Below are 20,109 nucleotides of genomic sequence, written 5' to 3' on the forward strand. Positions count from 1 at the left end.
GCAACCAATGGAAGGAACCACCATGACCAACCCGTTCGAAGACTCCGAAGGCCGCTATGTCGTTCTGATCAACGACGAAGGCCAGCATTCGTTGTGGCCCACGTTCGTCGACGTCCCCGCGGGGTGGACGGTGGCGCATCCCGAAGACACCAGGGATGCCTGCCTTCAGTTCGTCAGCGACAACTGGACCGACATGCGTCCCCGCAGCCTGGCCGAGCAGATGGACGGCGCACAGGCGTGACACGGAGTCCGGAACCGAATCCGGGCCCGTCGCTGCATCGGTGTGCAGCGCCCAGCTCACGCCCGCATCTCGGGTCGGTCCACCATCAAGGAGGCGAAGAGCCATGACAGCAGCCGATTCTTCCGCGTTCGATCACCTCTCCATCGACCACGTCAAATTCTTCGTTGCAGACCTCGCCGAGGCCGGCGAGCAGCTGCGTCATTGCTATGGCCTGCACACGCTGGCGAAGAGCGCGGATCCCACCGCGGCGGGGGATTCCTCTGTGCTGCTCGGTACCGGGGAGGTGCGGTACCTGCTCACGAAGGCGTTGATCGACGATCACCCGGCGACCGGGTACGTCGGCCTGCACGGTGACGGTGTGGCCGACATCGCCCTGCGCACATCCGATGTGCAGGCCGCGTTCACAACGGCGGTCGCGGCCGGGGCGCGCCCGGTCGCTCCGCCGGTGACGAGGGAAGGCGTCGTGACTGCGACGATCATGGGGTTCGGCGACGTGGCGCACACGTTCGTGCAGCGCCTCGACGGTGTCCCCGCAGACCACCTGCCTGGTGTCACACCCATCGCAGAAAGCCGCCAGGAGCACACTTCCCGACTTCGTGAGATCGACCATTTCGCGGTGTGCCTGGAGGCCGGACAGCTCCGGCCGACGGTGCGGTTCTACCTCGACGTCCTCGGATTCCGGTCGATCTTCACCGAGCACATCGTGGTCGGCACGCAGGCCATGAACTCCGAGGTCGTCCAGAGCACATCCGGCAAAGTGACGCTGACCCTGATCGAACCCGACCTCGACCGGGAGCCCGGACAGATCGACGAGTTCCTCAAGAACCATGCCGGCCCTGGCGTCCAGCACATCGCACTGTCGACCGACGACATCGTCACGACCGTGGGCACGTTGCGCACCAGGGGAGTGGAATTCCTCAGTACGCCGGGAAGCTACTACGATCTTCTGGACGGCCGGTTGACTCTTGACCGCCACTCCGTGACCGAACTCCGCGAACTGGATCTGCTAGTCGACGAGGATCACGACGGTCAGTTGTTCCAGATCTTCGCGCGGTCCACCCACCCCCGTGGCACCTACTTCACCGAAGTGATCGAACGCTGTGGCGCGAAGACGTTCGGCAGCGGCAACATCAAGGCTCTCTACGAGGCGGTCGAGCAGGAGCGTCTCTAGTGGACGGTTCCTCGCCGGTCAGCCTCGCGGACGTGGAGCGGGAGTGCCGATCCACGCTCCCCGCCGAGATCTGGGACTTCATCGCGGGCGGTAGTGGAAACGAGACAGCAATGCGGGCTAATCGCGCAGCGCTCGACTCGGTGTCGGTGGTGCCGCGGGTACTGGCCGGCGGAAGGCGGGCGGACACGTCGAGCAAGCTGTTGCGCACCGACGTGGCCGCACCGCTCGCAGTGGCGCCGATGGCCTACCACCGCCTGGTCCATCCCGGAGGGGAAGTCGAGACGGCCGCGGCTGCGAAGGAGTGCGGAATCCCCTTGGTAGTGAGCACGTTGAGCAGCTGTCACATCGAGGACATCGCGGAAACCGGTGCGGCCTTGTGGTTTCAGGTCTACTGGCTGGCGGACGAACGCCTCGTGCGTGAACTCGTCCGAAGAGCCGAGGACGCGGGCTGTCAGGCGCTGGTCGTAACGGCGGACGTCCCGGTGCTGGGCCGCCGGTTGCGGGACATCCGCAATCAGTTCGTCCTGCCGACGGACGTGCGCGCCGTACAGCTGGCGGATACCACGGGTGACAGCCTGGCGCATGCCCCAGGGATCGGGTCGGCCGTCGCGACGCACACCGCGTCGGCCTTCCTGGCGGGCCTGAGCTGGGAGCACGTCCGGCGCCTGCGCGAGTGGAGCAGTCTTCCCCTGGTGGTGAAGGGAGTTCTCGATCCGCGAGACGCCGTCATGGCGGTGCGGTGCGGTGCGGACGCCGTGGTGGTCTCGAACCACGGCGGACGGCAACTCGACGCGGCACCAGGTGCCTGCACCCAGCTCGACGCCGTGGTCCGGGCCGTAGAGGGAGCATGCGAAGTGATGTTCGACAGCGGCATCCGCAGCGGCACCGACGTGTTGCGTGCGTTGGTTTTGGGTGCTCACGGCGTACTGGTGGGTAGGCCGGCGTTGTGGGGTCTCGGGGTGCGAGGACGAGTCGGAGTCGCCGAGGTCATGTCATTGCTGCGCGATGAGTTGGCGGATGCTCTCACGTTGGCAGGTTGTGCCGACATCTCCCAAACCCGAGATCTCGCGATCGGCAAGGCCCCATGAGCACGCGCACCTCGACTGCGAGGGCAGAACACCAGGAACTACGGATCTCTGAGCTGCACGGCTCCCTGGACGACCCGGCATTGCGGTCCATGGACTTCCTCAACGAAGTCGCGGAGAGCTACCCAACCGCGATTTCGTTGGCTGCAGGACGACCTTCGGAGCAATTCTTCGACGTCGACTCAGTGGGCGAACACCTGCAGACCTTCCAGCAGTATCTCGCCGATGTCCGAGGTTTCGACCACGCGCGGATCACTCGAACGTTGTTCCAGTACGGAGCAGCGTCCGGGGTGATCAATGACGTGGTCGCGAAGCATCTCTCAATTGACGAAGGGATCGAGGTCGAGCCAGCCGACCTGGTGGTGACCGTCGGATGCCAAGAGGCGATCTTTCTGGTGGCCCGTGCGCTGCGCACGGACGACCGGGATGTGTTGCTGGCTGTCGCGCCGACATATGTCGGATTGACCGGCGCCGCCAGGTTGGTGGACATGCCGGTGATACCGGTGGCGGGAGGTCCGCGAGGCGTTGATCTCGACGACCTTGTGTCGACCGTGCGCAGGTGCCGACGGGAAGGGAATCGGCCACGTGCGTGTTATGTCATGCCGGACTTCGCCAACCCCGCGGCAGCCAGCATGGATCTGGACACCCGTACCGACTTGCTGAGGATGGCGGAAGATGAGGACATTCTCCTGCTGGAGGACAATCCGTACGGCCATTTCCATGGCGGGGGTGCGCGACTTCCTGTCCTGAAGGCGATGGATGGGGAACGAAGAGTGATCTACTTCGGGTCCTTCGCCAAAACGGTGATGCCAGGAGCTAGGGTCGGTTACGTCGTCGCCGACCAAACGGTGGTCAACAGCCAAGGAAAGCACGCCCCGTTGGCCCGACACCTGGCAAGTGTGAAAAGCATGCTCACGGTGAACACCTCGCCCGTGGCTCAGGGTGTGGTCGCAGGAAAGCTTGTCTCTCATGGCTTCAGCCTCGCCGCAGCCAATGAGCGAGAACGATCCTTCTATCAGGACAACTTGAGATTGGTGCTGTCTCGTCTTGATGAAAGGCTGTCTGAGCACAATCCCCAGGTGTCGTGGAATACGCCTTCAGGTGGCTTCTTCGTGGTGTTGACTGTTCCGTTTGTGGCCGATGACGCCGAGCTCGTGCGCTGTGCCGAGGAGTTCGGGGTGCTATGGACCCCCATGTCGCATTTCTATGACTCTCGAGGCGGTGAGCGTCAGTTGCGGATATCCTGTAGTGGCGTGAGCGTGCCTGACTTGACGGACGGGCTGGACCGGTTGTGCCGCTATGTCAGTACGCGAGTGAATAGTTAGTGTTGTCGCCACTCACTTCACGGGCCGGATCCGGGATCGCAGCTGACCGTCGGGTCTGGTCAGACCGCTGCACCTGGCCAGCTTCTCTGAGCATGGAGATCGGGTCGACCTTGATGGTGCTGTCGGCTGAGGTCGGCGAAGGCTGTCTCCGGATCTCAGGTGCAGGTTGTGGAAGCATCGTCTGGGGGCTGACCACCTAGCGGGCGTAGCCACCATGACGGTGGTCAATAGCGCCGGCACCAGGCAGGCAGCCATGATCGCGGCCATTGAGAAGACTGTTGTCGCTCCCAGTACGCCCACCTGAAGTGACACGGAGGTCCCGATGAGGAACTGGGTGCAGTCGAGCAGGGCGGAGGTGGCGCCGGGTGCCTCTCGGTCGAGGTTGCGTGCGGAAGCGGTCACCGCGGGAAGAACACGCTGAACGCGAAGATGCTGATGAACAAGCACATCGCGGTCAGCAGGGCTCCGACGTCGGTCAGTAGTGCCGCCATGGCGAGTACGACTGCCGAGGCTATGGCCGTGCTCGACCACAGCAGTGATCGCAGGCTGATGCGGTTGACGAAGTAACCACAGACGAGTGAGCCGAGGAGACAACCGGCAGCGTTGATCCCGAGCACGAGGCTCGTAGTGGTGGCGGAGAACCCGAAGGCGGTGAAGACGAAGGACGTGCCCGTGAGGTAGGCGAAGATCGCGGCGTTCGCCGAGGCTCGGGCGAGCACCAGCCTGGCCGGCCGCCATCGGCGCAGGAAGCGGCCATCACCGCGAAGCCCGGATCCGATGCCGGCCCGGTAACCGGCGCTCGGCCAGCACGCCACGGCGCCACCGCCAGCACGGCGCGTGCATGGGACCCGCGGAGCTGATCGCGCCGAGCAGGGCGAACGCTCGCACGGATTCCCGGTCGTCATAGCAGTCGGTGACCACCGTTCTGGTCCACGACGAGCCCGGCCGCGCCCGTCGCTCCCTGCATCAACCTGGCGGCGTTGAGCACCTCGGCGGTCGGGGCGACGGTCACCACGAGGGACTCCACGGCGAACCCGAGTGCGCCGCCGAGCAGCACCTTGTGCCGCGCCACGCGGTCGGACAGCGGGCCGAGGACGAAATGGCCGACCACCACGCCGACCAGTAACCCATGAGCGACAGTTGCAGTTTCCGCAGCGTTGCTCGCAACGAGCGGGTCATCTCGGGCAGTCCCGGCAAGTACGTGTCGGTCGCCAACGGCGCCGATCCCGTGAGCCCGGCAAGGACCACCAGCATCCGCACACCACCGGGAGACAGCTTTCCTGCCGTCTGCCCCGCCGACCGCACCCCGGTCACAACCGTGGGAGCCGCGCCCGCTGCGGCCGTGCTGTTGCCGGGCGAGCCCGGCACCGTCCGATGAGGACTGTCGTGGTGTTTCGCGACGTGCTGCAGCAGTCTTGCCGCGATCCGCAGGACATGTTGCTCGGCCGAGGTCAGTGGGCCTGCGCGAGCCGTCGGTTTCCGTCGCGCACGTGCTTCTTCGGCGCGGCGTGGCCGTTCTTCGTGATTACGATCCGTTGGGTGCGGCGATCACGCTCGTCAGGCTGCCGCGCCACTAGGTCCTTGTGATCGAGCGCGTGGAGCACCCTGGTCAGCGACTGCGGCTGCAGTCCCTCAATCGCGGCCATGGGATGAGGGGCGCGGCTATTCGGTGCAACCGGACAAGATTCTACCTTAACGTGAGAGTATAGTCGGTTCCTTGGAGATGATCATGAGCAACATCTTCCAGGTCCCGCTAACCTCAGCGGAATGCTTGATCCACGAGACCGGCCACGACTGCGTATGCGCGCACTGTTGGAAGGCTTGCACGAGCGCGGCGTCGATTGGGTGATGAGTGGTTCCACTGTTCTTGCCGTCTACGGCGTAGAACTGGAACCCAACGACCTCGACGTCGTGGCGTCACCGGATCCAGTCAACCTTCGGCGCGTCGCGGACCTCCTGCTGGAACTGGACGCCGTACCTGCTCATGACCCGAGTTGGCGCAATGGACTCACGCTGGCGCAATGCCGAGCCTGGTGCCCGGAACCGCTGACTCTCGAGCAGCTGGATCATCTGTTCGTCACCCGGCTGGGCATGGTCGACATCCCGCCGAAGCTCACCGGCACCTACGCCCAACTGAGAGAAGGCGCGACGAGACTGGAGCTGGCTGGAGTGCCGGTGTGGGTGTGCGATCCACACGAGGTGCTCGACCGCGTGCCTGACCCGCCTCGGCCGAAAGACCTCGCCCGTGCCGATGCGTACGCAGCCTTGCGGGCACGGCTGACACACGACCGAACACCGCTCGGCCAGGCCCGGTTTGTTTGACGCCCGCTCAGTTCGAGGGCAGGTGCGAGCGAAGCATCGCGGCGAAGTCCTCGGTGATGCCCAGTTGCGTGCGCAGCGCTTGACCGCGTTCGCCGCCACAGTTCAGCCGCCCCGTATAGCGGAAGGCCTGGTCGGTGCTGATCACAATGCGGGACATCGAGCTTCGGAACGTCAGCGGTAGCTAAGTCACACCGAGCTCTGCCATCGGAGACGCGAGTGGCGGTTCCGAAGATCGCGGCCGCAAAGCCGTTCTACGAACTTGGCCCGGCGAAACTGCCTGTTTCGCCTGAGGAAGCGGCGGTGCCGAAGAAGGCTGCGTTGTTCGCGAGGATCGTTGTTACGGACGAGATGCCCACGATTGACCTGCTCGTGTGCGGAACCGTGGCGGTAAATCGCCGGGAGTCAGGTTGGGTAGGGGCGCGGGATACGACGATCGTCACGATGGTCCACGACCTCCAGATCGTCGAGGGAGATCTTCCGGAGACCAGTCACGATTTTTCGGTCGACGTGATCGTGACCGCGACTCAGGTCATAGAGTGTGGTCCGCCTCGGTGGCCGGCGGGGATCCTGTGGTCGGAGCTGGATCCAGCGAAAATCGCTGCCGTCCCCGCTCTCGCATCGCGGGCAGCTCGGCGCGACGTGAACTGACCTACTTCAGTTTCAAGCAGGCGAACCCTGTCCTGTTCAGACTTATTACCTTGCGAGCGTCCGTGCTAGGTCGCGAGCCCGTGATCACCGCTGTGACGTCTGGTGAACACTTCGATGTGCACCAACCTGGCCTTCACGCCATCGCGAGTCGGGAGGCCGCCTAGTTAGGTGTTCTCGGCCACATCACGTCCGTCCCGTATCGATCTCTAACTCCTCCGTCACGGTAGGGTTTATCGGTGGTGGTGAGTCCACCCACCCCGCAGGCCCGGACGACGTCGTCCCGCCAACAGCCGCCACTGGACCGGACAGGAGGATGCCGCGTGTACTCGCGCCAGCCCCGTTCCGTGTCCTGTCCACCGTAACGCGGCACCACACCCTTGCCCTGATCACGCTGTCGTCCCCTCGCCAGCGACGGCTGCGACGACGTGCGCCGGGTCGCCCACATGATCCCGCGCACACGAGCCGGTTCCGTTCCGTCCCGCACGCCCGCCTCCGGCGCGGGCCGTGCCCGAGCACGCCGAAGGCTGATCCTTGAGCACATCCGTACCGCCCTCGCCCCTCTCGCGTCTGCGGTCCTTGCCGCGTCCGGCGTGGCTGCGCAGCCCGAAGGTGCTGCGCACCGAAGTCCTCGCCGGCCTTGTCGTGGCGCTGGCGCTGATCCCGGAGGCGATCTCGTTCTCCATCATCGCCGGTGTCGATCCCAGTGTCGGCCTGTTCGCCTCGTTCACGATGGCCGTGGTCATCTCGATCGTCGGCGGACGACCCGCGATGATCTCCGCCGCGACCGGGGCCATCGCCCTGGTCGTCGCCCCGCTGGCCCGCGAACACGGCTTGGCCTACCTGGTCGCAGCGGTCATCCTGGGTGGGCTGATCCAGATCGTGCTCGGCGGGCTCGGGGTGGCGAAACTGATGCGGTTCGTGCCCCGCTCGGTGATGGTCGGCTTCGTCAACGCCCTGGCCATCCTCATCTTCATGGCCCAGGTCCCCGAACTCGTCGACGTGCCGTGGGTCGTCTACCCGCTGGTCGCCGGCGCGCTGGTGCTCATGATCGCGCTGCCGAAGCTGACCACCGTCGTTCCCGCTCCGCTGGTGTCGATCATCGCGCTGACCGCGTTGACCATCGGTGCCGGGATCGCGGTGCCGACCGTGGGAGGCAAGGGTGCACTGCCCTCCGCGCTGCCGGTGCCTGGCCTGCCCGCCGTGCCGTTCACCCTCGACATCCTCAAGATCATCGCCCCGTACGCGCTCGCGCTGGCCCTGGTCGGGCTGATGGAGTCGCTGATGACCGCGAAACTGGTCGACGACCTCACCGACACCCACTCCAACAAGACCCGCGAGTCCATCGGCCAGGGCATCGCCAACGTCGTCACTGGCTTCTTCGGCGGCATGGGCGGCTGCGCCATGATCGGCCAGACCATGATCAACGTGAAGAACGGTGCCCGTACCCGCCTGTCCACGTTCCTGGCCGGGGTGTTCCTCATGGTCCTGTGCATCTCATTCGGGCCGATCGTCTCCGACATCCCGATGGCGGCCCTTGTCGCGGTGATGGTCCTGGTCGCGTTCGGCACCTTCGACTGGCATTCCGTCGCCCCCGCCACCCTCAAGCGGATGCCCGCCGGCGAGATCACCGTCATGGTCGTCACCGTCGCCGCCGTGGTGGTCACCGACAACCTCGCCATCGGCGTCGTGCTGGGCACTATCACCGCGATGGTCATCTTCGCCCGCCGCGTCGCCCACCTCGCCACCGTGGAACCCGTCCGCGACCCCGACGGAACCAAGGTCGTCTACACCGTCACCGGTGAGCTGTTCTTCGCCTCCAGCAACGACTTGGTCTACCAGTTCGACTACGCCGACGACCCCGACACCGTGATCATCGACCTGGCCGCTGCCCACATCTGGGACGCCTCGTCGGTCGCCGCGCTCGACGCCATCGCCACCAAGTACGCCGCACGCAACAAGACCGTACAGATCATCGGCCTCAACCAGCACAGCGCCAAGATCCACGGCTCGCTCACCGGCGAACTCACCGGCAGCCACTGACCCACACCACCAGCCCACGCGACCGCGACCGGCGGGAACAGGGATCGGGATGGGCAGCGCCTTCGGTGCCCATCCCGCCGCTGCACGATCGCACTGAGCGGGCGGCCTGCCGGTCGGCGCGCAGGCACATCACCGTCGTCCTGCCCGGTAATTCGAGCGGGATCGTCGCAGTTGATAGCGCAGGAGTGTGCCCCGACCGCCATCGTCTGCCGCCCGCGGGGCCTGTCGGTGTGGACGATCGCGCGTCGCGTGGTGCCGGCGCCGTCGCCTGGCTGGTGTGGCAAGGACTGCGGGAAGACCGGGGTCTGTTGTGGATCGCCGGTGGTGTGTTGGCGCTCGGGGCGTACGGCTTCGTCGCGACGTTCCAGCCCGACCCGAATTTCGGACGGATCCTCGCCGCGTACGGCGGAGTGTTCGTCGCCGGATCATTGGCCTGGGGCATGGTGCTGGACGGGTTCCGGCCGGATCGATGGGACTACATGGGTGCGGGCATCTGCCTGATCGGCGTTGCCGTGATCATGTACGCGCCCAGGGGCTGACGTCGGCTCATCGGGCGGTGCTGCGCCGCACAGCGTCGATCACCTTCTGAGTTGTTGGTACGTCCAGCCGGCATGCGCGCATGTCCGGTGCGCCTTCGTGGCCGTTCATCACGTCGATCCCATCGACCAGGACCGTGGGCGATGGGAAGTCGCCGATCCTTTCCACTACCGGAACGGTGAGATCGAGTTCTCGCAGCGCCTCGGTCACCATGGCCCTGGCTACCGCCGCGTTCGGGCAGTCGGCCGCGAGTAACAGTTCGACGTACGGCTCGGACCGGCTGGCTAGTCCGGTCAGTCGTGTCAGGGCGCCGAAACCGTCCGCGGTGCCCGGCCAGTGCGCCCGGACCGCGTCGAGTCCGGCGCGGCGCACGACACCGCGCAGCACGGCGATGACGATGATCGCGTCGTCGGCGTATCCGAGGACGGGGATGAAGTCGGGGATCAGGTCGATCGGGACGGCTAGGTAGACCAGCAGCAGCCAGAGCCGGACGAGGACACCGCGGGGCAGCGTCTTGTCCGCAGCCAGGCGGCGGATCAGCCCCAGCACGTCGGGAAGTACTCGAAGTGCCTCCCGCAGCAGGCCGCCTCGGGGTCTGGCGATGAGCAGGACGATCACCAGCGCCAGCCAGGTGAGCAGCAGGCCCGCGGTGATGGCGATCGCCACGTCCGCGACGGCGGAGCCGGTCACGAGGTCACCACGAGGTTCGCGGTCGGCTGGGGTACGTCGATGCGCACGGGGCTGAGCGTGTCACATGGGAAAGCCGGCGATGCAGCCGGAGATGGTCTTGAAGGTCTCTGGTTCGCCGTGGCCCTGGACGGTTAAGGCTCGGGGCTTGTACGTGTGGATCACCGCCTGTGCTGACAAGAGTGAGCAGTAGGGTTGTGTGATGACTGCTGGCGGTGCGGCGACGAACTCCGGTATCGACTTCCAGCACCGGGTTGGCGCGCTGGCGATGCTCTCGGTTCTCGCCGGGGTCGATCTGGTGTTCGATGATCTTGCAGGCGCTGACATCGCGGAGCTCTGCTTCGAGACGAACGACGGCATCGATGATCTTGTGATCAAGACTGGGCGGCGCAGCTATCTCGTGCAGGCGAAGCGAAGCCTGTCGATGTCGTCGGGGAGCAGTTCCGAGTACTCGTCGGTGATCCAGCAGTTCGTACGGCAGTACTTGGAACACCCCGACGTGGACGATCGATACGTGCTTGCAACGTCCTATGCGGCGTCCAAACCGATCCGGCAGGACCTTCGAAAGTTGACTGAGTCCGTGCGTCTGAACCCTGCGGCGTACGGCGGAAATCCGATGTCCGCAAGCGAGCGCACGGTTCTGGACACCACTCGGGCCCTGATCAAGCATCACTATCAGGAGTTGAGCGGTGAGAGCGCGGGTGACGAAGTTGTCAACCGCCTTCTCGGGCGCGTTGTGGTCACTGTTGTGGATGTCGAGGCAGGCGGCGCCCACGAACGAGCGGCAATAGCCGTCGTCGCGAGCCGATCCGGTCTCGCGCCCGTGATCGTGTGGCAGAGCCTCGTGACGACCTGTCTGTCGTTCGCCAAGAACAGGCAGTCGGTCACGGTGGAACGGCTCGTCGAGATGATGGGCCGCTACTTCGGAGGCGACGCCATCTCGGAACCGACCGACGGTGACCAGCTGCAGATCGTGTTCGCGGGCCCCAGTATGCAGTCAGGGCGTGAGATCGTGCTCGCGGAACTCGAGGGCAGCCTGCTCGTCGCGGAGATGATTCGCTTCAACGGTGACGGCTCGAAGCGCGTGCGGTTTGCCGACGGCCAGGTCTACATCGGGGGCGAACCGTGCCCGTTGTTCCGGCGCGCCTCGTCGACGAAGGGCATTCTGAGGCTCATCGAGGCAAACCCGGAACTGACCGAAGGTCGCAAGGTCGTCGTGACCGAGATCAACTCGGACGAGGACTTCGACGTTGCGCCGATCGCCCTTGCCCACACCGAGTTGTGCCAGCAGCTCTGGCAGCAGAACCCGGCGCCTCTCTCATGTCTGGTGTGCTCCCGTCCCGTCTCCGACGACAGCGCCCATCTCGTTGAGCTCGACGAGGACGACGTCGAGTCGGTCGTGGGCCTCGTTCACCGCGAGTGTTTGCGCCCAGCGCATCGGGTGGTGGGCGAACTCCAAAGCGAGTTGTTCAAGACCTATCCGCACCTCAAGGACTTCGACTACAACACGTGGTTCCGGGTTCGCCCGACAGGCCAGGGTGTCTTCAACGGCGCCGGCAAGGTGACGAGCGGACCGGCCCGGGTCTCTTGGAAGCCGGACAGGGATCGGTACGCCACGGGAACGTGGGGCGTCGCGTACGAACTCGAAGACGATCGGCGGTCTTACGTGAGCAACCGTGGCCGAGTGCAGCGCTTCTCGGAAGCGGGGGCACTCAAAGCCGCCGAAACCATGAACGACCACCTCGCTGCCGCAGCGGATCGCGGCGACCCGTTCTGCGTAGCGGACGACGACGCGTTCGGCCCGTACTCACGACTGATCCGGATTCCCGCCAGCCGTCAGCCAGTCCGGGCAACGGAGGCGTCCGCAGTCGAGCTGGACCGCGCGACCATGATCGCGCACCAGACGACCGACAACTACTACGCACCGCTCGTCGTGCTCGTCGATCGCGACAACGACGAGCGGTTCACCCTGTTCGGGGCCTTCGTGCTGCTGACCGATCCGCTGGCCATGAACGATGCCGTCGCGAACTGGACCGCGACGGGACTCGACGTACCAGCGCTGGCCACCGTGCTCATTGAGTCGGACGACCAGTTCGACGCGTTCGCCTCGGGAGCACTCCTGGACGGAATCGGTGTTGTGGTCGACCCGAGGTTCGACATGAAGCAGACGCTCGTGAGCGGCGTGATCATCGATCATTTCGACAGCGCGATCGCGGCGGCTCAGCAGTCGAACGCCTAACCCAACAACCCGGCGACGGAGGTGGTGGCCGTCATTCGATGCAGCTTCTCGGCTGGCGTGCCGGCGTTCGAGTGGATCCTGGCTATCGTTTGCGCAGGAAGTGGAACGGCACCAGTTGGTCCACCAGGTAGAGCTTGTCCCGGCGGCCGTCGGCATAACCGAGCTCGTAGTTGACGACGCCGAGCCAGTCGCCCTCGACGCTCGGGAAACGTCCGTGAAGGACACCCTTCGCGGTGCCCGTCAGGTCGAGGCCGGTGGCAATGACATGCCTCGTGGAGCCGGGCACGCGGGCGAACAGCTGGTCCAGCTGGAGTGAGACGGCGGTGACGACGGGCCTCCGGCCGTGTACGTCGTCGCCTTCCCAGGTGGTGAACGGGCTGTTAAGCATTTTCACCGCCACTGGAGTTCAGTGCTTCATGCCGTTGCTGGACGAGTGCGAAGTAGAACTCCTCGGACAGCTCTGCGCACAGGGGAGCGGGCTCTGTGGAGGAGAGCCGCCACGAGTGGTCGGTGTTGTCGTTCGCGCAAGCGAGGCAGCGGATCAGGGCTTCGCCGTCCCGCACGACCGCGTGGAACTCTGAGTGACCGAGCGTGTGCCGGCCCAGCTTGCACCTCGCGGGCAAGAGCGCGACCAGCTGGCCAATTGAGTCGTGCCTGTACGTGAGCTTGCCGTCCATTTGGGACGGTTTGAGAAGCTGCCGATCCATGACTCGGGAACCTATCACTGTCTTCGCACATATGTTCGATCGGACGCGTTGTGGCAGCTGGACCGGGCAGATCGCCTGCTGCGGCTGCCGAGGTGGAGTGAGTCTCCGTCGGCGTGTCCTGACGAGACCAGGCATGGACCGGCCAGTCAGCCCGATACTCGGTGCGTGTCCTTCTGGATTGCGGGTCGCGTGTGTCGACCGCAGTTCGGTCGCAGGAACAGGCAGGATGCCTCCGTGACAATGAAGTGTGAGGCCCCAGTCAGTCGCGGGCAGCGCCGATGAGCGCCCCCTGGCATGCCGCTGTCAGGACTGTGCACGGTCTCACTGAGCGTGGCGCACCAGATTGGGACCGCTGTCAGCGCAGTGGGTGCAACGGTCGGAGCATTCGTGGCGAGCGCCTTCGAAACCTGCCGGAAGTGTGTTACTCGCACGCCAGCGACGAGCATCGCGGATTCGCGCGGAACGCCATGAAGTCCGACGAACACGTGGATCTTCGCGGCACCACGTTGACTAGCAACGATTTGCGCCAGGTACTGCGGGAGTGCCCTGCCAAACGGTTCGACTTCCGCGGCTGCGTGTTCAAGCCGTCAGGCGATGCCGATGACCTTGGGGTTTCCTGGAAGAGCCGCAGGCGTCCGCCGAAGTACGGATCACTCGAAGTGCCAGTGGTTTTCGACTTCAGCGAAGCGACCTTCGAGGACACCGCAGACTTCTCGGGTGTTCGGTTCACAGGACCCGTGTTCTTCAACAATACGAAGTTTCGAGCCGCCGTCTCCTTTGACCGCGCGCACTTCAGCGGTGATGTCTGGTTCCTGGACACCCAGTTCGCTATCGGACTGTTCACAGACGCAACCTTCGAGGGGCGTCACACCGGCTGGTTCAATGTCGAAGCGGGCCAGCTCTCCTTCGCTGGTGCGACATTCACGGAGCGCGCCTACCTGGAGCAGGTCAAGGCTGAGTACGTGGACTTCTCGAACGCCTCGTTCGAGCGTCGCGCGGTGATGCTGCTGGCTGCGCATTGTTCGCTTGATGGTGCGAAGTTTGATGAAGGCCTCGAACTTCGGGTGTTCGACGAGCGCTTGCTCATCAGCATGCGCCGCACGCACTTGGGCTCTCCGTCCACTGTGGCCAGCGTTGTCAGCGTGGCCCATCGGCTGTCGCAGAACGGTGCTGCTCCAATGTCGCCGGAGGCGGAGCTTTTGTCGTTGCAGGACACCGATGTCACCCACCTCGGCCTTGCGAACATCGTTCTGTCGCAATGCCTTTTCGCTGGAGCTCAGAACCTCGACAAGCTCAGGATCGAGGGGGAGACGTGGCTGCCGACCGGCGGTCAGCCTGCAGGCGAACCTCGGGGACTGCGCTCTCGACGCAGCAGTCGTCGAGTGATCCTGGCGGAGGAGAAGCTGAAAGACGCGCTCGACCGCAAAGGCTCTGGCGTTGATGTTGAAGACTGGCTCGACTGGTACGGCCGTGATCGAGCGAGGCTGTCGGCCGCCGGAGCGGTGAACTGGAGGGTGCACGACAGCGTCTCCTGGGAGCGTCTCGCCGTCATCTACCGAGCGCTGCGCAAGGCACGAGAGGACGCCAAGGACGAGCCCGGCGCCGGAGACTTCTACTACGGCGAGATGAACGCACGCCGGCATGCCAACACGACGCCGCAGTTCGAGCGCTGGCTGCTCACGGTCTACTGGTTGGTGTCCGGATACGGCCAGCGAGCTGGGCGCGCCTTTACTGTGCTGGCAGTCCTCCTCGTCACCCTCACCGCCCTGCTCTTGACCTTTGGGCTACCCGCTAGCGCTCCAGCCCAACAGCTCAGCGGCCTCGTCCAGCCGGTATCCGGATCTACCAACTCCGCCCAGATCACTCTTGAGGCTCGCAACCCCTCCGTGCAGCTTCCTCCGCTCCGCGACCGCTGGACGTTGCTCAGACTTGAGCGCGCCACAAGGCTGGCCACAGGCTCCGTGGTCTTTCGCGACACCGACCAGCAACTTACTGAGGCCGGCCGCTGGACGGTGAACCTCGGACGCGCGCTAGGCCCTCTGCTGCTGGCTTTGGCCTTGCTGGCGATTCGCGCACGCGTCAAACGGTGAGCGACCGAGCGCTTCGCGCTGCTGGCAGGGGTGGTCACGGCGATCATGGAGATGTGGGCCTTTCCAGGTCTGCGGGAGCGTCGTTGCCTTGGGAGGGAGAGCACCACGTTCCAGGTTCGATGGCGCTGAACCGCTGCTGCGGCGACAAGCGAGACGAACAGCCTCGTCCGCTCTCGGACCGAGTTCCGCTCCAGTGGCGACGATTCCGAGCAGGAGCGCCACGGGCCTCGAAAGTCCGCATGTCGCCGCCGTGCCGACCCGGCAACCGCTTGAGCAGGCGGGTGCCGTAGGCCTGATTGCTGCTACAGAAGATCCCTGAACGCCGAAGTAGAGATGCTCAAGTGTCCACTTGGTAACACGGGGTCGCTGGATCGCGAAGCATGAAGACCCGTCCCTCGACGTGCTGGTGCGGGACGGCATGCGGCGCCGCGAGTGAGGATTCAGGATGTCCAGAGGATGGTGGGCGCTGGTAGCCGGCGTGGCGCTTCTTCTCGCGTCGGTGTTCGTGAGCTCAGTACTGGGGCTTGCCACCAACTTCGCCAGCGAACTGCCGAAGCTGCCCGGTCAGCTGGATTTGATCAGAGCTCACCCGCTGTGGTTCATGGCGGGGTCCGTAGCCCTGTTGGCGCTTCTTGGAGTGATCACGTTCGTTCTCAACACGGCTGGACCACGTCAGGCCTCACGAGACGATGTCGATGGCCTCCACGACCACCTCGCCAAGCTGGAAGTGCAAGCCGACGCTGAAGCAGGGATGGAACGACTACCGCCCTACGCCCGTGAACTGCTTCTGCGCGCCGAACCAGCGACACGCGACCGTACCTGGCAGTTGATCATGCCCTTCACTGACCTTGCCGTGAATCCCCGTGTGCTGGCACAGGAGTGGGCCGCGGCGCCGCCACCTGCCCTTGCTGACCTGCCTGTCACAGCTCGGCTTGTGGTAGCTGAGCTGTGCTGCGCCTACGGCCAGCCCGAGTCCGCGATCCTCCAGTTCCAGGCGGCGGTGAGGCACGGTGTGACGCCTCGGGCCTACTGGCTGTTTCGCATTGCGAAACTGCATGGGGAACTCGCTTCTGACGAGTCGCGGGAGTACCGGGATGCCTTCGCCGAGGTTGAGCGGTTCGACGCGGCATATCCGCTCGCACGGGCCGTCCGCGCCAGCGAGGACCAGGAATGGAAACAGATCGCGCAAGAGCTGGCAGAGTGGCAGCCCTCCTGTAGTTGGGAACGTGACGTCGCTGCCCTCTACCGAGCGATCGCTCTGCGGTTCCTGGGGCAACTCGACGAGGCGATCGCGTTCTTGGAGCAGAGGCTCAGCCAGGACACCATCGGGACCTCCGGCCAGCTTCTTCTGTCCAGGTTCCTGCGCTTTCGAGCGGTGGAAGGAACCGGCGACAGTCGGCTCCTCGATGCCCAGCACGCGGTGGAGGTCGCGGTTCGCGTGCGCAATCTGCGCCGGATTTGGCGTGGTGACAGCACAGAGGCGGTCGCAGTGGCCGCGGAAGCGGCCATGACCGCCGACGATCCTGCTTTGGTGTGGACGTTGACTCGTCCGGCGCCAGATGGACACGCAACGGACGCCGAAGCATCTGACCCCAGCGTGCTTCCTCTGGCGGCAGCGGGGGCGGCGATGACAGGAAGGACCGCGCAAGCTCGCGAACTCGTCTCTCTTGCCGACGGATACGCCCGTCGACGCGTCGAAGCGGAGATCGCTTCAGCTGCCCAGCAGGATTCGGCCGCCGGCGCCTGGCGGTCCGCACTCGAAGCAGCGTCCGACGATGAGCAGAAGATCCATGCTCTCCGGGGTCTGGCCATAGCAGGGGATACCGACAACGAGGCGCTCGACGAACTGCGGTCACGGTGGCCGGAGGCTGTGGCCGATGTCGAGGTGATCTTGGAGATCCACACGGTCTCAGGAGCGAGCAGAGAAGAACGGCTTCGGGAACTGGAGGCTGTAAGTCCTCTTGCGACGGTCGAACGCGCAGAACTTCTCCGTCACAGCGACCCCGAGGCGGCAGCGGAGCTCTTGCTGGTCGCGGCGGAGCGATGGCAGCACCCACGTTTGCACCTGTTGGCCGTGGATTGCTACCAGGAAGCCGGTCTGCTGCCTCAAGCCGAGCAGGCGGCGCACGCCCTCCTCAGCCTGTACGCGGCTTCGTGGCCCGGCAGGACGATCGTGATGCAGCGGCTCTACGATATTCAGGTCTTGCGGCTGGACTGGGCGGGAGCGTCGCGGACAGCGCGTGCCTTGCTCATCGCTGATCCGAACGACGAAGACGTCAGATGGAGCCTGGCCTGGGCACTGCACCGCGGCGGGGATCCAGATGAGGCGTGGCGGACCCTCAACAGGGTCGGGACGCGTCCGGTACCCACCACGCCGGGCCGCGCCTATTTCCTGCTTGACCTCGTTCGCCGGTTCGCATCAGCTGACGAAGTCGCGAGAACGGCTCTCGCCATGCTGCAGCTGTTCCCCGACGATCAGGAAGTCCACGCGAGATCAATTCACGCCGTGACGATGCGTGCTGATCGCGATGAACTGCCGGACGGACTCGGAGCGCAGGTTTCGCAGGCATGGCACGCGTTCCTACACCGTTACCCGGAAAGCCCGTTGCTCACCGCCCAAGCCTTCGACCCCGATAACCCTTTGGCTGAGCTCGAACCGCTGCTGCGTCAACAGGCGGAGACCTACGAGGAGGTGATGCGCTCAATCAGAGACGACGGCTACCCGCTCGGCGTTCTCGACAGAGTGGTGGCCAAGCCCTATGCAGCGATCTTCCTGTACCGGCCATTGGGACACCACCGCATGGTCTACCCAGGACTGGGCGACCGGGCGGTCGATCTCGATGCCGCGCGCGCCTCGCTGGACGGCAGCGTAGTGGTCGATGCCAGCGCGCTCTACACGCTCAGCCTGCTGCCCGACGTCGCATCGACCTTGCTGGCCTTGATCTCCAGGCCAGCGATCACCGACGGGGGCCTGCTGGACCTGCTCGTGACCGACGACATGGTCAGCATGCCGAGCGAGGGCACGCTGACCTACGATCGCAGCGCCGCGAGGGTCGTGGCGATCGAGGTTGATGGCGAAGCCATGGACAGACAGCGCAACCAAGCGCGCGCGATGCTCACCACTGCCCGCACGTTGCGCCGGATCGCCCATCCGGAACTTGTCGATCTCGCAGCTCCGCCATCTGGTCGCAAGGCCGTGTGGGCGCTCACTCTGGACGCGGCGAAACACCACGGGATCGCTCTGTGGGCGGACGATACAGGCCTCAGAACAGTCGCGCATTCGCTTGGTATCAAGACTTTCAGCACATACGAGCTTCTGGTGATCGCCCAAGAGCGCAACCGGATCGATGCAACCACGTCTCGCGAAGCAAGGCGCGAACTGATCCGCGAGTACACCGTCGACCTGCCTTTCGATCACGAGTTGCTTCGATCTGTCGCGGCAGAGCAGAACTGGGAACCGCGATCTGTCGCCACCGTCCTGAGTCGCGGTGCCGCCTGGAGGCAGCATCGGCAAGCACTTGCCCTCTATCTCGAAGGGCTTGGGAGGGCGCCTGATGCGAACGCCGCGACAACCTGGTCCTATGCAGCCTTCTCCGGTGTACGTGATCTCTTCGGCTCAGATGACATCGAAGAACGGCTGAAGATGTTCCTCCTCGTGACGCTCGCATCAATGGATGGGAACCAAGATCGGCTACCGGCGGTGGTGCGCGCTCTTGAAGCCGCAGAGCCAGAAATCGCCGACACAGTCGTTCGCGCCGCGTTGAAGGACCTGTGGCTCCAGATCTCCAGCCGAGTGCAGATCGAGCAGGCGGTCACGTCGTTCCTCGGCATCGTCAGCAGGTTCGAGGACCGGTACCGGTTGTACTGCGCCCAGCTGATACTGGAGCGCTGACCGCAGACTTGGTGGTGTGGGCGCTTGCCGCCTACAGGGCCCAAGATGTGTGAACGACGGCCCAGCACCCAGAGTAGACCGCGTTTGGCAGGAACTGGTCAGCCGTCCATCTTCTCGGCGGACAGCAGAATCTTCGTGTTGCAGTCGACGACCGTTCCGGCTGCGACGTTCTGCTTCGTGGTCTTCCAGTTACGGTCGTTGATGAGCAGTCGACCCTGACCGTTCGCATCTTCCTCGCTGAGGAAGAGCAGGCCGGCCTTCTGCATGGTGTCCTGGGCGGTCTGGTGGATCAGGCCGACGACATTGGGCATCGTGCAGGTCTTCACCGCGGGTGCCACCGGTGCGGCCGTTGCCGTGCCTGCCGAGGTCGTCGTCTGGATCGGGGCGGAGGTGGTCGCCGCAGTTGTCGATGTGGGTGTGCTCGCGGCGACGGTGGCGGGCGGCGCGGGAGTGCAGGCGGTGGTCAGCGACAGCAGGGTGGCGGCTATGGCGATGCGCATGAACGGCCTGTCGCAACCCGCCAAGATCGTGTGACACAACTCAGGTTCAGGGTTTGTTCTCGTACATGACGACGTCGAAGACCCCGTCCCAGCTGTTACCGCCTCCGCCGAAACTCTGAACGGTGATTATCGCCAGCCGATCGTCCGTGCTGCGGTGCTGAAGACCACTAGCGGGCAAGTGTGAGTTCGGTTGGTGACACGGCGGCGTCCCAGACCCTGAAGGTTCGCCGTGCCTCCTCTTGGTGGAGAAGACGGATCGCTTCGAGGACGGCGCGTCCGGCAGCCTTGAAGGTCAGTTCTGTCCGCAGTTGCGCAGCAAGGTGTGCATGGCGAGCAGCGTGGCGCCTGCGGCGCCGAGTCCGGTCAGGACGCCCACAGCCGGGTTTCCGTGGGCTACCAGGGTAAGCCAGCCGACCACCAGCCCGAACACCAAGGCGTACAGGACTATCAGCGCCGACCGCACGCTGATGAACTCCGGCTGTTGCCCTGTCTGCGGCGGAGTCACCTGGTGGGCAGCCGCTGGGGAACACTCGCTGTGTGAACCCGAGTCGGTGCACGTGCTGGCCGGTGGGACGCTCATCCTGATCCTTCCGTTCCTTGAGTCGGTCTTCTCGCCACGTCCGTG

20 protein-coding genes and 1 pseudogene are annotated in these 20,109 nt (G+C 64.9%); 12 read left to right on the forward strand and 9 right to left on the reverse strand.

The genetic code is table 11. The features are described from left to right. Nucleotides 1–22: 22 nt before the first annotated feature. From ACH413_RS43970 to ACH413_RS43985, 4 genes are all read left to right on the forward strand, one after another. Nucleotides 23–241, forward strand: coding sequence for an MbtH family protein (locus ACH413_RS43970; protein ID WP_360047629.1), 219 nt, complete (start codon nt 23–25; stop codon nt 239–241). Between the two features lie 103 nt (nt 242–344). Then, on the forward strand, nt 345–1,412 hold the full coding sequence (gene hppD, locus ACH413_RS43975) for a 4-hydroxyphenylpyruvate dioxygenase (RefSeq protein WP_360047631.1): 1,068 nt from the start codon (nt 345–347) through the stop codon (nt 1,410–1,412). After that, nucleotides 1,412–2,500, forward strand: coding sequence for an alpha-hydroxy acid oxidase (locus ACH413_RS43980; protein WP_360047633.1), 1,089 nt, complete (start codon nt 1,412–1,414; stop codon nt 2,498–2,500). The genes hppD and ACH413_RS43980 overlap by 1 nt, the downstream gene beginning before the upstream one ends. Then, a complete protein-coding gene (locus ACH413_RS43985; protein ID WP_360047635.1) occupies nt 2,497–3,822 on the forward strand; it encodes a PLP-dependent aminotransferase family protein in 1,326 nt (441 codons plus the stop codon). The genes ACH413_RS43980 and ACH413_RS43985 overlap by 4 nt, the downstream gene beginning before the upstream one ends. Before the next feature lie 398 nt (nt 3,823–4,220). On the opposite strand, the gene ACH413_RS43990 is transcribed toward ACH413_RS43985, so the two are convergent. After that, complete coding sequence (locus ACH413_RS43990; RefSeq protein ID WP_360047637.1) at nt 4,221–4,637, reverse strand: hypothetical protein; 417 nt, start codon at nt 4,635–4,637, stop codon at nt 4,221–4,223. Nucleotides 4,638–4,723: 86 nt separating this feature from the next. Then, nucleotides 4,724–4,936 (reverse strand): hypothetical protein, encoded by a 213-nt coding sequence (locus ACH413_RS43995; RefSeq protein ID WP_360047639.1) that lies wholly within the window; start codon nt 4,934–4,936, stop codon nt 4,724–4,726. Nucleotides 4,937–4,951: 15 nt separating this feature from the next. Here ACH413_RS43995 and ACH413_RS44000 point away from each other — a divergent pair, with 15 nt between their 5' ends. Continuing rightward, entirely contained in the window at nt 4,952–5,200 is a 249-nt protein-coding gene (locus tag ACH413_RS44000) for a hypothetical protein (RefSeq protein WP_360047640.1), read from the forward strand. Nucleotides 5,201–5,273: 73 nt separating this feature from the next. On the opposite strand, the gene ACH413_RS44005 is transcribed toward ACH413_RS44000, so the two are convergent. Then, nucleotides 5,274–5,468, reverse strand: coding sequence for a MarR family transcriptional regulator (locus ACH413_RS44005; protein ID WP_360047642.1), 195 nt, complete (start codon nt 5,466–5,468; stop codon nt 5,274–5,276). 154 nt (nt 5,469–5,622) lie between these two features. Here ACH413_RS44005 and ACH413_RS44010 point away from each other — a divergent pair, with 154 nt between their 5' ends. After that, nucleotides 5,623–6,144 (forward strand): hypothetical protein, encoded by a 522-nt coding sequence (locus tag ACH413_RS44010; protein WP_360047643.1) that lies wholly within the window; start codon nt 5,623–5,625, stop codon nt 6,142–6,144. Between the two features lie 7 nt (nt 6,145–6,151). Here ACH413_RS44010 and ACH413_RS44015 read toward each other — a convergent pair whose 3' ends face one another. Next, complete coding sequence (locus ACH413_RS44015) at nt 6,152–6,289, reverse strand: hypothetical protein (protein ID WP_360047645.1); 138 nt, start codon at nt 6,287–6,289, stop codon at nt 6,152–6,154. Nucleotides 6,290–6,360: 71 nt separating this feature from the next. Here ACH413_RS44015 and ACH413_RS44020 point away from each other — a divergent pair, with 71 nt between their 5' ends. The 3 genes from ACH413_RS44020 (at nt 6,361) to ACH413_RS44030 (ending at nt 9,371) form a co-directional block, all read left to right on the forward strand. After that, the gene (locus ACH413_RS44020) at nt 6,361–6,792 is read left to right on the forward strand and encodes a hypothetical protein (protein ID WP_360047647.1); all 432 of its coding nucleotides are present in this window, start codon (nt 6,361–6,363) and stop codon (nt 6,790–6,792) included. Between the two features lie 531 nt (nt 6,793–7,323). Beyond that, nucleotides 7,324–8,832, forward strand: a complete 1,509-nt coding sequence (locus tag ACH413_RS44025) for a SulP family inorganic anion transporter (RefSeq protein ID WP_360047649.1) — start codon at nt 7,324–7,326, stop codon at nt 8,830–8,832. A 230-nt stretch (nt 8,833–9,062) separates the two neighbouring features. Then, complete coding sequence (locus tag ACH413_RS44030) at nt 9,063–9,371, forward strand: YnfA family protein (protein ID WP_360047651.1); 309 nt, start codon at nt 9,063–9,065, stop codon at nt 9,369–9,371. A gap of 283 nt (nt 9,372–9,654) precedes the next feature. On the opposite strand, the pseudogene ACH413_RS44035 reads toward ACH413_RS44030, so the two are convergent. Next, nucleotides 9,655–10,059: pseudogene (locus ACH413_RS44035) on the reverse strand (YkvA family protein); the annotation flags it as partial. A gap of 199 nt (nt 10,060–10,258) precedes the next feature. Here ACH413_RS44035 and ACH413_RS44040 point away from each other — a divergent pair. Continuing rightward, a complete protein-coding gene (locus ACH413_RS44040; protein ID WP_360047653.1) occupies nt 10,259–12,295 on the forward strand; it encodes a hypothetical protein in 2,037 nt (678 codons plus the stop codon). Between the two features lie 82 nt (nt 12,296–12,377). Here ACH413_RS44040 and ACH413_RS44045 read toward each other — a convergent pair whose 3' ends face one another. Continuing rightward, entirely contained in the window at nt 12,378–12,683 is a 306-nt protein-coding gene (locus tag ACH413_RS44045; protein ID WP_360047655.1) for a hypothetical protein, read from the reverse strand. Further along, nucleotides 12,676–13,002: a hypothetical protein gene (locus tag ACH413_RS44050; RefSeq protein ID WP_360047657.1), complete on the reverse strand. Its 327-nt coding sequence runs from the start codon at nt 13,000–13,002 to the stop codon at nt 12,676–12,678. Before ACH413_RS44050 ends, ACH413_RS44045 begins: the two co-directional genes overlap by 8 nt. Before the next feature lie 467 nt (nt 13,003–13,469). Between ACH413_RS44050 and ACH413_RS44055 the strand changes: the two genes are divergently transcribed. Both ACH413_RS44055 and ACH413_RS44060 read left to right on the forward strand, forming a co-directional pair. After that, on the forward strand, nt 13,470–15,092 hold the full coding sequence (locus tag ACH413_RS44055; protein ID WP_360047659.1) for a pentapeptide repeat-containing protein: 1,623 nt from the start codon (nt 13,470–13,472) through the stop codon (nt 15,090–15,092). Nucleotides 15,093–15,537: 445 nt separating this feature from the next. Next, a complete protein-coding gene (locus tag ACH413_RS44060; protein ID WP_360047660.1) occupies nt 15,538–18,984 on the forward strand; it encodes a hypothetical protein in 3,447 nt (1,148 codons plus the stop codon). A gap of 98 nt (nt 18,985–19,082) precedes the next feature. Here the strand turns inward: ACH413_RS44060 and ACH413_RS44065 are convergent, their stop codons facing one another. Together ACH413_RS44065 and ACH413_RS44070 are read right to left on the reverse strand one after the other, a co-directional pair. Further along, on the reverse strand, nt 19,083–19,484 hold the full coding sequence (locus ACH413_RS44065; protein ID WP_360047662.1) for a PASTA domain-containing protein: 402 nt from the start codon (nt 19,482–19,484) through the stop codon (nt 19,083–19,085). Between the two features lie 292 nt (nt 19,485–19,776). Continuing rightward, nucleotides 19,777–19,989, reverse strand: a complete 213-nt coding sequence (locus ACH413_RS44070; RefSeq protein ID WP_360047663.1) for a hypothetical protein — start codon at nt 19,987–19,989, stop codon at nt 19,777–19,779. Nucleotides 19,990–20,109: the final 120 nt, after the last annotated feature.

Source organism: Lentzea sp. NPDC020367, from assembly GCF_044387305.1.
Classification (GTDB): Bacteria; Actinomycetota; Actinomycetes; order Mycobacteriales; family Pseudonocardiaceae; genus Lentzea.

Coding starts and splice junctions, on each gene's coding strand:
- ACH413_RS43970 (WP_360047629.1), top strand. CDS start 23: ATGACCAACCCGTTCGAAGACTCCGAAGGCCGCTATGTCGTTCTGATC.
- hppD (WP_360047631.1), top strand. CDS start 345: ATGACAGCAGCCGATTCTTCCGCGTTCGATCACCTCTCCATCGACCAC.
- ACH413_RS43985 (WP_360047635.1), top strand. CDS start 2,497: ATGAGCACGCGCACCTCGACTGCGAGGGCAGAACACCAGGAACTACGG.
- ACH413_RS44000 (WP_360047640.1), top strand. CDS start 4,952: ATGAGCGACAGTTGCAGTTTCCGCAGCGTTGCTCGCAACGAGCGGGTC.
- ACH413_RS44005 (WP_360047642.1), bottom strand. CDS start 5,468: ATGGCCGCGATTGAGGGACTGCAGCCGCAGTCGCTGACCAGGGTGCTC.
- ACH413_RS44010 (WP_360047643.1), top strand. CDS start 5,623: ATGCGCGCACTGTTGGAAGGCTTGCACGAGCGCGGCGTCGATTGGGTG.
- ACH413_RS44040 (WP_360047653.1), top strand. CDS start 10,259: ATGACTGCTGGCGGTGCGGCGACGAACTCCGGTATCGACTTCCAGCAC.
- ACH413_RS44045 (WP_360047655.1), bottom strand. CDS start 12,683: ATGCTTAACAGCCCGTTCACCACCTGGGAAGGCGACGACGTACACGGC.
- ACH413_RS44050 (WP_360047657.1), bottom strand. CDS start 13,002: ATGGATCGGCAGCTTCTCAAACCGTCCCAAATGGACGGCAAGCTCACG.
- ACH413_RS44055 (WP_360047659.1), top strand. CDS start 13,470: ATGAAGTCCGACGAACACGTGGATCTTCGCGGCACCACGTTGACTAGC.
- ACH413_RS44060 (WP_360047660.1), top strand. CDS start 15,538: ATGTCCAGAGGATGGTGGGCGCTGGTAGCCGGCGTGGCGCTTCTTCTC.
- ACH413_RS44065 (WP_360047662.1), bottom strand. CDS start 19,484: ATGCGCATCGCCATAGCCGCCACCCTGCTGTCGCTGACCACCGCCTGC.